The organism is Nonomuraea sp. 10N515B (genome assembly GCF_052245915.1).
Taxonomy (GTDB): Bacteria; Actinomycetota; Actinomycetes; order Streptosporangiales; family Streptosporangiaceae; genus Nonomuraea.
This window is the reverse complement of sequence record NZ_JBQQBQ010000006.1, coordinates 185,381-199,368: the sequence shown is the minus strand read 5'-3', so window position 1 is coordinate 199,368 and position 13,988 is coordinate 185,381. Positions and strand designations below refer to the sequence as shown.

Here is a 13,988-nt window from a genome sequence, read left to right as displayed (position 1 = left end):
AGCCCGCGTGCGTCGGGGATGATCTAGGGGACATATCCGGGATTCTCCCGATACCACCCGCGGCATTGGCGACGCAGTATGAGGGGGACTGCTCAATTACCTAAGGAGAGGCATGGCGACTATGGCTGGGGTACCGACAACCCCCGGGCCGGGACAGGTGCCGCCAGCGCATTTGCGCGCCACCAACCAGGACCGAGAGCACGTGGTCGAGCACGTCAAGGCGGCGTACGCGGAAGGCCGCTTCGACAAGCTCGAGTTCGACGACCGGCTGGAGCGCGCGATGACCGCGCGTACCCACGGGGACCTGATGCCCATCATGACCGAGCTGTACGGCACCCAGGTCGCGCCCCAGCTCGCCCCGCGGCCGGCTCCGGTGCGTCCGCAGCCGATCACCGGCGCGCCGGAAAGCAACGAGCGCCTCGGCGCGGCCGCCGCCCACCTCCTCGTCCTTCTCGGGATTCCGATCGCGGGCCCGTTGATTCTGCTGCTCACCGGCGGCAGGACGTCGCCCTACATTCGCAGGCACGCACTAGAGGCGCTCAACTTCCAGATCACGGTGGTCGGCGCGACGTTCTTGCTGCCGTTCACCGTGATCGGCATCGTGCTGGTGCCGGTCATTTGGGTCGCGTCCGTCGTGCTCGCCATCGTCGGCGGCGTCTCCGCGCTCTCGGAGAGCAACTTCCGCTATCCCATGACCATTCGCCTGGTCAAATGAGCTCTCGCCCATATTTCGCGTGATCGTGATTTCTGCGGACGTCAGCGGGCCAGGACCTCGTACCTGACCCTCATGACGCCCGCGCCGGTGTTGCCGATGGCGGAGAAGGCGGCGGCGGAGAGGTCGAGGCAGCGACCGCCGATGTACGGACCCCGGTCGTTGATGCGGACCGTGACCGATTCGCCGGTGTTGGGGTTCGTCACGCGGACCTTGCTGCCCAGGGGGAGGGTCTTGTGGGCGGCGGTCATGGCGGAGGGGTTGAAGCGCTCGCCGCTGGCCGTCATCTGGGGTTCGTCATAGAACGAGGCGCCGCATGAGCCGGACGACAGGACGCGGACCTTGGGCTTCGCGACCTCGGTCTTGGCCTTGACCGGCTGCTGCGAGGGCTTGGCCGACGCCTCGGTGGGCTTGGTCGGCTGATCAGTCGGCTTCACCGATTGTTCCGCGGGCTTGGTCGGGTTCGGGAGGGCGGCCGACGGCGGCTTGGGGGCGGGGGAGGGGGTCTTCGGTGCGGATTGGCGGGCGGCTTCGTTGGCCGCCGCCGGTCCGGTGCTGGGGGCCGATCCCTGGGCTGCTGCGGCAGAGGCGGCGGTGTGCTTGGGGAAGTCGTCGTTGGCGAGGGCCGCCCATGCGGCGGACGAGGCGGTGGCGAGGACGGCGGTCCCCACGGCTATGGCGGTCCAGCGGCGTCTGCCTGCGGAGGACGGCTTGTGGGAATGCAGGCCCAAGGTAAACCACGGTCCTAGGTAGGGGCTAGGGAAGGGAAAGGCCGGTCCGCAGGGTGGGAGGGGTGTGCGGTGGCCGATCCGTCGGCGCGGCAGGGGGTCCGCGCGGTGAGGACGAACATATGCGACAAACGGCAGGTAAAGACAACATAATGCGACATTCAGTGATGTATCTCACTTAGCTCGCAAGATCGCCCATAACGCCAATCTGTGCCATGGATCTTGGGAGTTCGGGACAACCGTGCCGCGTCACGTCACCGGCTGGAAGCGCGCGGGCAACGTCCATAACCGGTCCGCAGGAGTCAAAGATCAGAACGCGAGGCCGTGAGGCGTCAGAACGCGAAGGGCGTCAGCGGTCGGAACAGGGGTGACGTCCAACGGCGGTCGGAACAGGGGAGACGTTCAGAGGTCAGGCGTGAGGCACTGAGGCGTCAGAACGTGAGCGACGTCAGCGCCCTGAACATGAATGACGTCAGAGGTCAGAACATGAGGGAGCGGACGGTTTCCACCGTGTCGGCGTCCTCCACCCGCTTGTCCAGGCGATAGCGCAGGACCCGGGCGAAGCGCAGGGCCATGCCGCCCGGATAGCGGGGCGAGCGCTGGACGGCGTCGAAGGCGATCTCCACCACCAGTTCGGGCCGGACGTTGACCGTCCAGGTGTCGGTCGGCCCTTCGGCCAGCTCCAGGAAACGCGCGGTCTGCCAGGCCAGCAGCTCGTCCGTCAGGCCCTTGAAGGTCTTGCCGAGCATCACGAAGCCGCCCTCCGGATCGCGGGCGCCCAGGTGGAGGTTGGACAGCTTGCCCTCGCGCCGGCCATGCCCCCACTCGGCGGCCAGGACCACCAGGTCGAGGGTGTGGCGGGGCTTGACCTTGATCCAGCCTGCGCCCCGGCGGCCCGCCGCGTAGGGGGACGACAGGGACTTCACCACCAAGCCCTCATGACCGGCCTTCACCACATCGGTGAAGAACTTCTCTGCCTCCGACACGTCTCCCGTGACCAGCCGCGGCGTCAGCAGGCCCTGCGGGACCGTGCGGGCCAGCGCCTCCTGCCGTTGCGCATAGGTGAGATCGAGCAGGTCGGCGCCGTCCACGCGCAGCGCGTCGAAGAAGAACACGCTCAGCGGCGTCTGGTCGCGCAACTGGGCGACGTTGGTCTTGCTGCCGGCCCGGCTCGCCGTGACCTGGAACGGGTGCGGGCGGCCGTCGGGGCGCAGCGCGATCACCTCACCGTCCAGTACCAGATCCTCCGACGGCATCTCCAGCACGGCCTCGACCAACTCGGGCACTTGCGGCGTGATGTCGTCGAGCGTACGGGTGAAGACTTTCACCTCGGAGCCGGAGCGGTGGGCCTGAACGCGTATGCCGTCGAGCTTCCACTCCAGCGCCGCCGGCGTGCCCGCCTTGTCCAGGGCCGCGGCGACGTTGGGCGCGCTGCCGGCCAGCATGGGGGCGACCGCCCGGCCGACCTCCAAGCGGAATGCGTGCAGCGCCACCACCCCACCGCTCAGCGCGGCCGCGCCGACAGCGGGGAGCCAGCCGCGCAAGGTCAGCGCGCGCCGCACGTCCGCCGACGGCGCGCCGGACGCCTTGGCCACCGCTTCGATCATGACGCCGTCGAGCGCGCCCTGCCGCAGCTCGCCATGCAGCAGCCGGCGCATGAACTGCTGCTCCTGGCTCGTCAACCCGGCGAACAGCTCGGCCACCAGGGCCCTGCGCGCCGCCTGTGAGCCCGGGCCTGAGACGGCCTTGATCCTCGTCAGCAACGCGTCGACCGTGGTCAGTGTGGCGGTGGCGGCCAGTTTGGGCTCGGGCAGGTCCTCCAGTGTGCGCCAGCCAACGCCCACCTGCCGCTGAGGCAGCTCGCCAGAAAGGTAGGAGATCGCGATCTCCGCCTCGTCCGGGCCGACCCGGCCCAGCAGCTCCGCCAGGTGGGCGATCTTGCCAAGCCTGGCGGACGTGCGCGTCACCGCCTCGGAAACTCGCACCACGTCGATCAGAAGCACACGCCTATCGTGCCTCACGCCGCCGACATTCCCTACCCGGTCTCGAGCGCCGTGTGTCGAGCGCCGTATGGTGACCGGCTGTGCGTTGGCTGATCGCCTGCCGGCGTCCGTCAGCTGACGGTGGTGAAGGTCGTCAGCTGACGGACGGGACGCAGGTCAGCTGACGCCGAGCAGGTCGACGACGAAGATGAGCGTCTCGTTCGGCTTGATGCGCGCGCCCGCGCCGCGGCTGCCGTACCCCAGGTGCGGCGGGATGACGAGCTTGCGCCGGCCACCGACCTTCATGCCGGCGACTCCCTGGTCCCAGCCCGCGATGACGCGCCCCCCGCCGAGCGGGAACTCGAACGCGTCCCCGCGGTTCCACGAGGCGTCGAACTCCTCCCCGGTCGAGAAGGCGACGCCCACGTAGTGGACGCGGACGCGATGCCCGGGCTTGGCCTCCGGGCCGTCGCCCTCCACCAGGTCGACGATCTCCAGGTCGGTGGGCGGGTTGCCTTCGGGGAAGTCGATCTCGGGCTTTTCGAGTGCCACGACGTGCTCCTGATAACGATGACGGACGATGAAATGTGAACCCGACGACTCTATGCGCTCGGGATATCGTCATCGTTCATGACCGCCATCACACCCGACGCGATCCTGCTCACCGGGCGCGTCGCCGTGGTCACGGGGGCGGCCCGAGGCATCGGGCTGGCGATCGCGGAGACGTTCGCCGCGTTCGGCGCCCACGTCGCGAGCTGCGACCGTGACACGCCGCACGCCGAGGTGGCGATGACGCTCGACGTGCGCGACCAGGCGGCGGTGGAGGTGTTCGCCCAGGCCGTACGGGAACGATGGGGCCGCGTCGACGTGCTGGTCAACAACGCGGGCGGCACTTTCCACGCCGCGTTCGCCGACACCTCACCGCGCGGCGAGCAGGCTCTCATCGAAGAGAACTTCACGCAGGTCACCGGCATGATCCGGCATCTGTTGCCGATGATGCTCCCCGGCTCCTCGATCATCAATGTGACGTCGAGCGAGGCCCATCAGGCGGCGCCGGGATTCGCGGTGTACGCGGCGATGAAGGCCGCCCTGGAGAGCCTGACGAAGTCCCTGGCCCTGGAGCTGGCGCCCAGGGGCATCAGAGTGAACGCGATCGCGCCCGACGCGCTGCCGACCGAGGGTGAGGCGGGTGTGCGCGAGCACATGCTGGCGCGCCCGCTGCCCTACGAGCCGGTACGCAATCCGCCCCTCGGTCACCTCGGCGACCCCGCGGACGCGGCCGGGGCGGCCGTGTTCCTGGCGAGCGACCTGGCGAGGTTCGTCACGGGGACAACGGTGCACGTGGACGGCGGCATCCACGCGGCCGGCGGCTGGCGGCGCACCGAAACCTGATCGCACGCCACGCCCGCCCGCCTCCGCCCAACGCAACCGCCCGCCCGCGCCCGCTGGGATGTCACCAGCTCTGGTGCAACGGCATCCCCTCGGCGTACCCCGACGAGCTCTGGATCCCCACGACCGCCTGCGCGTGGAACTCCTCCAGATCCGAGGCCCCCGCGTACGTGCACGCCGACCGCAGCCCCGCCACGATCGCGTCGATCTGGTCCTCCACGCTGGGCCGCTTCGGGTCCAGGTACATCCTGGACGTCGAGATGCCCTCCTCGAACAACGCCTTCCTGGCCCGCTCGAACGCCGAGTCCTCGGCCGTCCTGAGCCGCACGGCCCGCGCGGAGGCCATGCCGTAGTTCTCCTTGTACTTGCGCCCGTTCGCGTCGGTGTGGGTGTCGCCCGGCGACTCGTACGTGCCGGCGAACCACGACCCGATCATCACGTTCGCCGCCCCGGCGGCCAGCGCCAGCGCCACGTCGCGCGGGTGGCGCACGCCGCCGTCCGCCCACACGTGCCGCCCCAGCCGGCGGGCCTCGGCGGAGCACTCGAGCACGGCGGAGAACTGAGGCCGCCCCACCCCGGTCATCATCCGCGTCGTGCACATGGCCCCCGGGCCCACCCCGACCTTGATGATGTCGGCCCCGGCGTCCACCAGGTCGCGTACGCCGCCCGCCGTCACCACGTTGCCCGCCGCGACGGGCACGCCGGGGTCGAGGGCCTTGACGGAGCGCAGGGCGGAGAGCATCTTCTCCTGGTGGCCGTGCGCGGTGTCCACGACCAGGCCGTCGATCCCGGCCTCCAGCAGCTCCTTCGCCCTGGCGGCCACGTCGCCGTTCACGCCGACCGCCGCCGCGATGCGCAGCCGTCCCTGGGCGTCGACCGCGGGCTGGTAGAGGGTGGCGCGCAGCGCGCCGGTGCGGGTGAGGATGCCGACCAGCCGCCCGTCGGCGTCCACGATGGGCGCCAGCCGGTGCCGGCCCTCGTGCAGCCGGTCGAACGCGGTCCGCGGATCGAGGCCGGCCGGCAGCGTCAGCAGTTCGCTCGACATGACCTGCGACAGCTGCGTGTACATGTCCACGCCCTGGCAGTCGGCGTCGGTGACGACGCCGACGGGCCGGTTGTCCCAGTCGACCACGATGATCGCGTTGTGCGCCCGCTTGGGCAGGAGCTGCAGTGCCTCGCCCACGGTGTCGTGCGGCGTCAGCGTCAGCGGCGTGTCGTGGACGAGGTCGCGCTTCTTGACCCAGTCGACGACGTTCGCCACGACGTCCAGCGGTATGTCCTGCGGGATCACGGCGAGGCCGCCCCGCCGGGCCACGGTCTCGGCCATGCGCCGGCCGGCGACCGCGGTCATGTTGGCCACGACGACGGGGATGGTCGTGCCGGTGCCGTCGTGGGTGGACAGGTCGACTGCGAGCCGTGATCCGATCGAGGAGCGCGACGGGACCATGAATACGTCGCTGTAGGTCAGATCGTGGTGCGGCTCGAGGCCATTAAGGAATTTCACGTTCGTCCATCATATGCGGTGATTCGTCACCAAGGAGTTTCCCCCTTTCGCGGGGGCTTATGATCGGCCGGGACACTTTTGGGGGAGGGAGGGTCTGTGGATGTCACCGAACGGGCCGAGTTGACCGTCGTCGGCTACGTCATACGCACTACCAATGCCGACGAGATGGATCCGGCACGGGCCAAGCTGCCTGCGTTGTGGCAGCGGGCCGGCGCGCCCGGGGCCTTCGCGCACGTGCCCGGCCGCGTCGATGAAAACCTTTATGCCGTGCTGACCGACTACGAAAGCGACCACAACGGGGCCTACACACAGATCGTCGGCATCGGCGTGCGCACGGTGCCGCGGCTGCCCGAGGGCATGGTGGCCGTGCGGGTGCCCGCCGGGCAGGCGCTGAGGGTGGAGGCGCGCGGGCCGATGCCGCAGTCGCTCGTCGAGGCGTGGCAGCGGGTGTGGAAGCACACCGAGTCGGGCGGCACGCCGTCGCGTTCGTACACGACGGACCTCGAAGTGCATCACCCGCAGGGCGCGGACCTCTACATCGCCATCTAGGCAGGTCCGGGCTTGGAGAGGCCCGGACCTAGGAAAGGTCGAGAGCGGCGGCCGCGGCCTCGACGGCCGTCGGTTTGACCTGCTCCATCGGCAGGTGCGCATACTCGGCGGAGCAGTCCGACATCCCGCCGAGCGCCACAGTCGCCCGGATCTGCTGCTCGAGGGTGACCTCCGGCCCGAGCAACAGGCGGACCAGCGTGCGCCGCCACTCGAACATGCGCGTGCCCAGGTCCAGATAACCCATCGTGGACATCTCCCGCACGATCATGACGATCACTTCCCGGTGCCGCCAGGTCAGCTCGAAGTAGTCCTCGAGCAGTTCCCGCGCGTCGCCCCCCGGCTCCCGCGTGGCCACGAACCGCTCCACGTCCTCGACCATCGGCTGGACGATGCTGCGCACCAGATCCTCGCGCGAGGCGAAGTGGTAGTAGAGCGCGGGCTTGGTGATGCCCAGCCGTTCGGAGATCTGGCGCAGGCTCGTGTTCTGCACGCCCTGCTGGACGAACAGCTCGCGGGCCACCTCCAGGATGCGGGACTTGGTATCGCTGGGCATGGCCCAAGACTATCGCTTACTTACCGTTAAGTATGCTAGCGTCGACTTACCTTCCGTTAAGTAAGGGGGATCGGCATGAGAATCCTCATCTCCGGCGCGAGCATCGCAGGGCCGGCTCTCGCCTACTGGCTCACCCGGTACGGGTTCGCGGTCACCGTTGTGGAGCGCGCCCCGGCCCTGCGTAAGACGGGCGGGCACGCGATCGACCTGTTCAGGCCGGCGATGGACATCGTCGAGCGGATGGGCGTCCTGGAGCAGGTCGTGGCCAAGAAGACCGGCCTCGAGCACCTGACGGTCCACAGGGTCGGCTACGACCGCCCCATCCGCCTGGAGGTGCGCCGGCTGATGGCGGCCGTCTCCGACCGGCACGTCGAGATCATGCGCGACGACCTGAGCGAGATCTTCTACGACGCCACCCGCGACGACGTCGAGTACGTCTTCGGCGACTCGATCGCCTCCATCTCCGACGACGGCGAGGTGACCTTCGACAGCGGGCGGGCGGCCCGCTTCGACCTGGTGATCGGTGCAGACGGCCTGCACTCCAACGTGCGCCGCCTGGTCTTCGGTCCCGAGTCCGCATTCTCCACCTGGATCGGCGGCTACCTCGCCGTGGTCTCGGTCCCCAACTTCCTGGGCCTCGACGGCCGCATGGAGGCCATCGCGGGGGTGGGCAGGATGGCCGGCATGGGCGCGCCGCGCATGGCCGACGCGCGGGCGGTGTTCCTGTTCAGGACGCCGGAGCCGCTCGACTACCACCACCGGGACGTGGCTGCGCAGAAGCGGTTTCTGCGGGAGCACTTCGACGGAATGGGCTGGGAGGTGCCGAGGATCATGGCGGAGCTCGACGACACGCCCGCGTTCTACTTCGACTCGATCACCCAGCTTCGCCTGGACACCTGGTCACGCGGCCGGGTGACGCTGGTGGGCGACGCCGGCTACTGCCCGGGGCCCGCCGTCGGCGGCAGCACGAGCCTGGCCGTCGTGGGGGCGTACATCCTGGCGGGGGAGCTGGCCGCGCACGGCGGCGACCACACGCGGGCCTTCCCCGCCTACGAGGCGGAAATCGGCGACTACGTGCGCCGCAGCCGCACGTTCGCCGTCAACGCGGCCAAGCGCATCGTCCCGGGCAGCCGCTTCGAGCTCTGGGCGCTCGGCGCGGCCGTGGGGCTGGTCACGCATCTGCCGGCCGCGCTCACCAGGGCCGCCACCAAGATCACCAGCAAGGGTGTGCGCCTGCACGACTCGATCCGGCTGAAGGACTACTCCGCGCACGAGGTCAGGCGAGCACCCCTTGGCCCCGCAGCTTCTCCGCCTCCCCCTGGGACAAGCCCCACTCCGAGAGGTCGGTGAGCCGGGTAGCCGGCGACAGGTCGGGGTCGGCGGCGCCCAGCAGGCGGGGCGCGGGCACGGGCATGGTGACGCCGCCGACCTCGGCGAAGCTGCCGCGCGCGACGTTGTGCGGGTGGGCGGCGGCCTCCGGCATGGACAAGACGGGCGAGACGCACGCGTCGGAGCCCTCGAAGAGCTCCTCCCACTCGGCCCGCGTCCTGGTCTTGAACTCCGCGGCCAGACGGGCCTTAAGCGCGGGCCACTGGGCCCGGTCGTTCCTGTCGGGCAGATCCGTCAGGCCCATCAAGGACACCATCGTGTCCCAGAACTGCGGCTCCAGCGCTCCCACGGCCACGTGCAGTCCGTCGGCGGTCTCGTACGTGTCGTACTGCGGGGCTCCCGTGTCCAGCAGATTCGTGCCGCGCGGCCCCCAGAAGCCGCTCTGCACGCCCTGATAGAACATCGCGAACAGCACCGACGCCCCGTCCACCATGGCCGCGTCGATCACCCGGCCCTTCCCGGTGCGCTCCCGCTCGAACAGGGCCAGCAGCACCCCGTACGCCAGCATGAGCCCACCGCCGGCGAAGTCGCCCAGGATGTTGATCGGCGGCGTGGGCTTGTCCCCCTCGCGTCCCAGCATCGACAGGATGCCGGAGATCGCGATGTAGTCGATGTCGTGCCCGGCCGTCGGGGCCAGCGGCCCATCCTGACCCCAGCCGGTCATCCGGCCGTAGATCAGCCGCTCGTTCACCGCGCGCAGGTCGGCCGGGCCGATGCCGAGCCGCTCGGCCACGCCGGGCCGGAACACCTCGATCACCACGTCGGCGTGCCTGGCCAGCTCCTTGAACGCGGCCACGCCCTCGGCCGCCTTCAAGTCCAGCCCGATCGTGCGCTTGCCCCGATCCATGACATCCCTGCGCGGCTGGTCGGAGACCGCCTTGACCCGATCCACCCGCAGCACCTCGGCGCCATGGTCGGCCAGCATCATCCCCGCGAACGGCCCGGGAGCCAGGCCCGCGAGCTCCAGCACGCGGACTCCGGCCAGCGGGCCTCGGCGAACTTCAGACATACGGACAGTAGAACAACATTCGGTGATCTCTGGCAAGCGGCTCCCCGGCGAAGGCCTATCAGGTATGGGAAACTTGCCCACTGTTCGTGGTGGTCTACAGGGGACGGACATGGTTTCGGAAGACAGCCGGCTCATCGCCAGGCGCTACGAGTTAGTGCGCGAACTGGGCCGCGGGGGGATGGGCGTGGTCTGGGAAGGCCGGGACACGCTGCTCAACCGGCAGGTCGCCATCAAGGAAGTCGTGCTGCCCGACGGGCTGTCGCCCGGCGATCAGGAACGCCAGCTCATGCGCACCGTCCGCGAGGCCCGTACGGCCGCCAAGCTCAACCACCCGTCCGTCGTCGCCGTCTACGACGTCGTCGAGGAGGGTGGCCGCCCCTGGATCGTCATGGAGCTGCTCAGCCACCCCACGGTCGAGCAGGTCGTGCTCGGCTCGGGAGCCCTGCCCGTGCGCGAGGCGGCCGACGTCGGCCGGCAGGTGTTGTCGGCGCTGAAGGCCGCCCACGCGGCCGGGATCCTGCACCGCGACGTCAAGCCCAGCAACATCCTCATCACCGACGACGGCCGCGCGGTCCTCACCGACTTCGGCATCGCCACTGTCGAGGGCGACGCGTCGCTGACCAGGACCGGCATGGTGACCGGCTCGCCGAGCTTTCTCGCGCCGGAACGGGTCCGCGCCGCCGAGGCAGGACCGGCCTCCGACCTGTGGTCGCTGGGCGCCACGTTGTACGCGTGCATGGTGGGGCGCTCGCCGTTCGAGCGAGGCGACCCCATGGCGACGCTCAACGCGCTGCTCACCGAGGAGCCCGACTACCGGCGCATCCCGCCGATCATGCATCCGATCCTGCGCGGCCTGCTGCGCAAGGAGCCCGAGGAGCGGGTGGACGCCGAGGAGGCCGACCGGCTGCTCGCGGCCATCGTCGCGGCCAAGCCCGCCGCCGCCGACCGCGACGTGCCCGAGCGGAAGAGTGGCCGCGGGCGGGCGCTGCTCGCGGCAGGCGCGGCGGCGGTCGTCATGATCGCGGGCGGCTCGGTCGCCTACTTCAAGCTCGCCACCCCCGCCGAAGGCGCGCCGCGCGCGACCGCTCTGCCCGCCGCGGCGACCAGCCCGCTCACGCCGAGCGCCACCCGCACGCCGGAGCCGACTGTCTCGCCCACGCCCAGCGTGACCCGGGTGGCGCCGGTGGTACGGGCGTGGACGTCGCCTGACGGCTGGTCCATCCTGCGGCCGGTCGGCTGGAAGGGCGCGCGGCGAGAGGCCGGCACCGAATGGACGCGCCGGGACAGGAACGCCCATCTCGGCATCGAGGCCGTCTACTCCAACCTCGACATCAACGAGCTCCTGCGCGCCTCGGAGGACACGATGCGCCAGAACGCCGAGCGCGTGGTGACCCGCGGCCGCCGCACCGTCACGCACCAGGGCGTCAAGGGCGTGGAGTGGGAGTTCTCCTGGACGGCGGGCGCGGCGGGCGGGGCGCGGTGGGCCGCCGCCGGCACCCGCTACCGGGAGGTGCGCCGGGCCCTGGCGATCGGCGACACCGCGTACATCGTGTCCTGGACGGTCGCCGAGAACCAGTGGCCGCGCAACAGGGGACTGATGCGACAGGTGATCAGCAGCTTTACTGTGGGGGCATGAGGCCCTGGAACCTGCTCGCCCTGCCCCCGCTCCCGGAGGAGCTGATGCGGGGCCTGCTCGCCCCGCTGGGCGAGCGCGTGCACGTCCGCGTGCCCGCGGCCCGCGACAGGGACGCGCTCCTCGCGGCGCTGCCGGAGGCGGAGATCGTGCTCGGCGACTGGACGGGCACGCTCGTCATGGACGCGGCGGCGGTCGCGGCCGCGCCCCGGCTGGCCTTCGTGCAGCAGCCGTCCGTGGGCGTGGACGGTCATGACCTCGGCGCCCTGGCCGCGGCCGGGGTGCCGCTGGCCAACACGCCCGGCGTCAGCGCCGTGGCGGTCTCGGAATGGTGCCTGGCGGCCACGCTCTCGCTGTCGCGCAAGCTCGCCGCGGCCGACGCCGCCGTACGCGCGGGCGAGTGGCCGCAGCAGGGCCTGCAGCCGCATGAGCTGCGCGGCCGCCGCGTCGGCATCGTCGGGTGGGGCCCGATCGGCGTCTCCTGCGCCGAGATGTTCAGGGCGCTCGGCTGTCACGTGACGTTCTGGACCCGCACGCCGCGCGAGGACCCCGCCTTCGAAGACCTGGAGACGCTCGTCTCCGGCAGCGACGTGGTGGTGGTCGTCATCGCGCTGTCCGACCAGACCCGTGACCTGATCGACCCGGCCCGCATGAAGCAGGGCGCGCTGCTCGTGAACGCCGCCCGAGGCGGCGTCGTCAACCAGCAGGCGCTGGTCACCGCGCTGCGTGAGGGGCATCTGGGGGGAGCGGCGCTGGACGTGTTCGACGTCGAGCCGCTGCCCGCCGGCGACCCGCTGCGTGACCTGCCGAACGTCCTGCTGTCCCCGCACGTCGCCGGCGTCACCCCCGAGGCCACCGGGCGGCTGCTGACCGCCACCCTCGACAACCTGACCGCCGCCGTCGAGGGCCGCGAGGTGGACGCGGTGCTCAATGGCGTAGCGCCCATCGTGCGGAGGAAGTTTACGGAATCGTCTACCACATAGGCATTTCACCTGGCACCATGAACAGTTTTCGTGTCTTTAACGACCCCGGTCTGTTCGAGGTGCCGTGTGGGAGATACGGTCTTACGGACGATCTCTACCGGCTCAAGGGGGTGCTTCGTGAACGAGCGTAACGAGCGTCGCACAATCGAACGTAGCACGACCGTCGTCACGGCCCCGACGAAGGAGGGGCCGTGACGACGACGATGTCGACACACCAACGGGCAGTAGAGCAGATCCGGCACTCCTACGCCGAGATCCCGGGTGACGCCGCGCCGCGGCTGGCCAAGTCGACGTCCAACCTGTTCAGGTTCCGCGACGCCACGAAGACGGCCAAGCTCTCGGCCAGGGATCTCGACGAGGTCATCAGCGTCGACCCCGAGACCATGACGGCCGAGGTCCAGGGCATGACCACGTACGAGCACCTGGTCGACGCCACGCTGCCGCACGGGCTCATGCCCTACGTGGTGCCGCAGCTCAAAACCATCACGCTCGGCGGCGCCGTGACCGGGCTCGGCATCGAGTCCACGAGTTTCAGGGACGGGCTGCCGCACGAGTCGGTCGAGGAGCTCGAGATCCTCACCGGCGACGGGCGCGTTGTCGTGGCCCGCCCCGACAACGAGCACAGCGACCTCTTCCGCGCCTTTCCCAACTCCTACGGCACGCTCGGCTACGCGTTGCGCATCAAGATCAGGCTGCGCAAGGTCCAGCCGTACGTGCACCTCACGCACGTCAAGTTCACCGACGTCGCCAAATGCATGCTGGCCATGCAGGAGATCTGCGACACCATGGTGCACGACGGCGAAAGCATCGACTTCGTGGACGGGGTCTTCTTCGGCCCAGGCGAGATGTACCTCACGGTCGGCCGCTTCGCCGACCGCGCGCCCTACGCCTCCGACTACACCGGCATGCGCATCTACTACCAGTCGATCAGGCACCGCAGCCGCGACTGGTTGACCATCCGCGACTACCTGTGGCGCTGGGACACCGACTGGTTCTGGTGCTCGCGGGCCTTCGGCGTGCAGCAGCCGGTGGTGCGCTCGCTCATGCCGCGCCGCTGGATGCGCTCCGACGTCTACCGCCGCCTGGTCGCCCTCGACCGCAAATACGGCGTGACCGCCCGCGTCGACCGGTGGCGCAACCAGCCGGTCCAGGAATCGGTCATCCAGGACGTGGAGGTTCCGGTCGAGCGCGGGGCGGAGTTCCTGGAGTTCTTCCACGACAAGGTCGGGATGACGCCGGTGTGGATGTGCCCGCTGCGAGCAGGCACCCGCTGGCCGCTCTATCCCCTCGAACCCGGCAAGCTCTACGTCAACTTCGGCTTCTGGGGAATGGTGCCGCTGCCACGGGGGCAGTTCGACGGCTACTACAACCGGCTCATCGAACATGCGGTGCACGACCTCGACGGGCACAAGTCGCTCTATTCGACGTCCTTCTACGCCCGTGAGCAGTTCTGGCAGCTGTACAACGGCGACGCCTACTGGCCGGTCAAGCGGGAATACGACCCGAACGGGCGCCTGCTGGACCTGTACGACAAGTGTGTGCGGGGAAGGTGAGTGG

The 13,988-nt window shown here is 69.9% G+C and carries 13 protein-coding genes; 7 read left to right on the top strand and 6 right to left on the bottom strand.

The features are described from left to right. The first annotated feature begins 112 nt into the window (after window positions 1–112). The gene (locus tag ACTWQA_RS11150) at window positions 113–715 is read left to right on the top strand and encodes a DUF1707 and DUF4870 domain-containing protein (RefSeq protein ID WP_443159164.1); all 603 of its coding nucleotides are present in this window, start codon (window positions 113–115) and stop codon (window positions 713–715) included. Between the two features lie 41 nt (window positions 716–756). Here ACTWQA_RS11150 and ACTWQA_RS11145 read toward each other — a convergent pair whose 3' ends face one another. From ACTWQA_RS11145 to ACTWQA_RS11135, 3 genes are all read right to left on the bottom strand, one after another. Next, the gene (locus ACTWQA_RS11145) at window positions 757–1,383 is read right to left on the bottom strand and encodes a septal ring lytic transglycosylase RlpA family protein (RefSeq protein WP_443159163.1); all 627 of its coding nucleotides are present in this window, start codon (window positions 1,381–1,383) and stop codon (window positions 757–759) included. Window positions 1,384–1,919: 536 nt separating this feature from the next. Continuing rightward, the gene (locus tag ACTWQA_RS11140; protein ID WP_443159162.1) at window positions 1,920–3,443 is read right to left on the bottom strand and encodes an ATP-dependent DNA ligase; all 1,524 of its coding nucleotides are present in this window, start codon (window positions 3,441–3,443) and stop codon (window positions 1,920–1,922) included. A 156-nt stretch (window positions 3,444–3,599) separates the two neighbouring features. Next, window positions 3,600–3,974, bottom strand: coding sequence for an FKBP-type peptidyl-prolyl cis-trans isomerase (locus ACTWQA_RS11135; protein ID WP_305922501.1), 375 nt, complete (start codon window positions 3,972–3,974; stop codon window positions 3,600–3,602). Between the two features lie 78 nt (window positions 3,975–4,052). On the opposite strand from ACTWQA_RS11135, the gene ACTWQA_RS11130 reads away from it, so the two are divergent. Beyond that, window positions 4,053–4,814, top strand: a complete 762-nt coding sequence (locus tag ACTWQA_RS11130) for an SDR family NAD(P)-dependent oxidoreductase (RefSeq protein ID WP_443159161.1) — start codon at window positions 4,053–4,055, stop codon at window positions 4,812–4,814. A 61-nt stretch (window positions 4,815–4,875) separates the two neighbouring features. On the opposite strand, the gene ACTWQA_RS11125 is transcribed toward ACTWQA_RS11130, so the two are convergent. Further along, window positions 4,876–6,315: a GuaB1 family IMP dehydrogenase-related protein gene (locus ACTWQA_RS11125; RefSeq protein WP_443159160.1), complete on the bottom strand. Its 1,440-nt coding sequence runs from the start codon at window positions 6,313–6,315 to the stop codon at window positions 4,876–4,878. Window positions 6,316–6,411: 96 nt separating this feature from the next. Between ACTWQA_RS11125 and ACTWQA_RS11120 the strand changes: the two genes are divergently transcribed. Next, the gene (locus ACTWQA_RS11120) at window positions 6,412–6,864 is read left to right on the top strand and encodes a GyrI-like domain-containing protein (RefSeq protein WP_305922504.1); all 453 of its coding nucleotides are present in this window, start codon (window positions 6,412–6,414) and stop codon (window positions 6,862–6,864) included. Window positions 6,865–6,892: 28 nt separating this feature from the next. On the opposite strand, the gene ACTWQA_RS11115 is transcribed toward ACTWQA_RS11120, so the two are convergent. After that, window positions 6,893–7,417: a TetR/AcrR family transcriptional regulator gene (locus ACTWQA_RS11115; RefSeq protein ID WP_443159159.1), complete on the bottom strand. Its 525-nt coding sequence runs from the start codon at window positions 7,415–7,417 to the stop codon at window positions 6,893–6,895. Window positions 7,418–7,492: 75 nt separating this feature from the next. Between ACTWQA_RS11115 and ACTWQA_RS11110 the strand changes: the two genes are divergently transcribed. Next, window positions 7,493–8,767, top strand: a complete 1,275-nt coding sequence (locus tag ACTWQA_RS11110; RefSeq protein ID WP_443159158.1) for an FAD-dependent monooxygenase — start codon at window positions 7,493–7,495, stop codon at window positions 8,765–8,767. On the opposite strand, the gene ACTWQA_RS11105 is transcribed toward ACTWQA_RS11110, so the two are convergent. Continuing rightward, on the bottom strand, window positions 8,694–9,815 hold the full coding sequence (locus ACTWQA_RS11105) for a CaiB/BaiF CoA transferase family protein (RefSeq protein WP_443159157.1): 1,122 nt from the start codon (window positions 9,813–9,815) through the stop codon (window positions 8,694–8,696). The genes ACTWQA_RS11110 and ACTWQA_RS11105 overlap by 74 nt on opposite strands. Before the next feature lie 109 nt (window positions 9,816–9,924). On the opposite strand from ACTWQA_RS11105, the gene ACTWQA_RS11100 reads away from it, so the two are divergent. The 3 genes from ACTWQA_RS11100 (at window position 9,925) to ACTWQA_RS11090 (ending at window position 13,984) form a co-directional block, all read left to right on the top strand. Continuing rightward, entirely contained in the window at window positions 9,925–11,451 is a 1,527-nt protein-coding gene (locus tag ACTWQA_RS11100; protein WP_443159156.1) for a serine/threonine-protein kinase, read from the top strand. Continuing rightward, window positions 11,448–12,431 (top strand): NAD(P)-dependent oxidoreductase, encoded by a 984-nt coding sequence (locus ACTWQA_RS11095; RefSeq protein ID WP_443159155.1) that lies wholly within the window; start codon window positions 11,448–11,450, stop codon window positions 12,429–12,431. The genes ACTWQA_RS11100 and ACTWQA_RS11095 overlap by 4 nt, the downstream gene beginning before the upstream one ends. A 203-nt stretch (window positions 12,432–12,634) precedes the next feature. Then, window positions 12,635–13,984 carry an FAD-binding oxidoreductase gene (locus ACTWQA_RS11090; RefSeq protein WP_443159295.1) on the top strand — a complete coding sequence of 450 codons (1,350 nt, stop codon included), beginning with the start codon at window positions 12,635–12,637 and terminating at the stop codon, window positions 13,982–13,984. Window positions 13,985–13,988 lie beyond the last annotated feature (4 nt).

Excerpts from the sequence above, each read along its gene's own strand:
- ACTWQA_RS11150 (WP_443159164.1), top strand. The coding sequence starts at position 113 with ATGGCGACTATGGCTGGGGTACCGACAACCCCCGGGCCGGGACAGGTG.
- ACTWQA_RS11130 (WP_443159161.1), top strand. The coding sequence starts at position 4,053 with ATGACCGCCATCACACCCGACGCGATCCTGCTCACCGGGCGCGTCGCC.
- ACTWQA_RS11115 (WP_443159159.1), bottom strand. The coding sequence starts at position 7,417 with ATGCCCAGCGATACCAAGTCCCGCATCCTGGAGGTGGCCCGCGAGCTG.
- ACTWQA_RS11110 (WP_443159158.1), top strand. The coding sequence starts at position 7,493 with ATGAGAATCCTCATCTCCGGCGCGAGCATCGCAGGGCCGGCTCTCGCC.
- ACTWQA_RS11105 (WP_443159157.1), bottom strand. The coding sequence starts at position 9,815 with ATGTCTGAAGTTCGCCGAGGCCCGCTGGCCGGAGTCCGCGTGCTGGAG.
- ACTWQA_RS11100 (WP_443159156.1), top strand. The coding sequence starts at position 9,925 with ATGGTTTCGGAAGACAGCCGGCTCATCGCCAGGCGCTACGAGTTAGTG.
- ACTWQA_RS11095 (WP_443159155.1), top strand. The coding sequence starts at position 11,448 with ATGAGGCCCTGGAACCTGCTCGCCCTGCCCCCGCTCCCGGAGGAGCTG.
- ACTWQA_RS11090 (WP_443159295.1), top strand. The coding sequence starts at position 12,635 with ATGTCGACACACCAACGGGCAGTAGAGCAGATCCGGCACTCCTACGCC.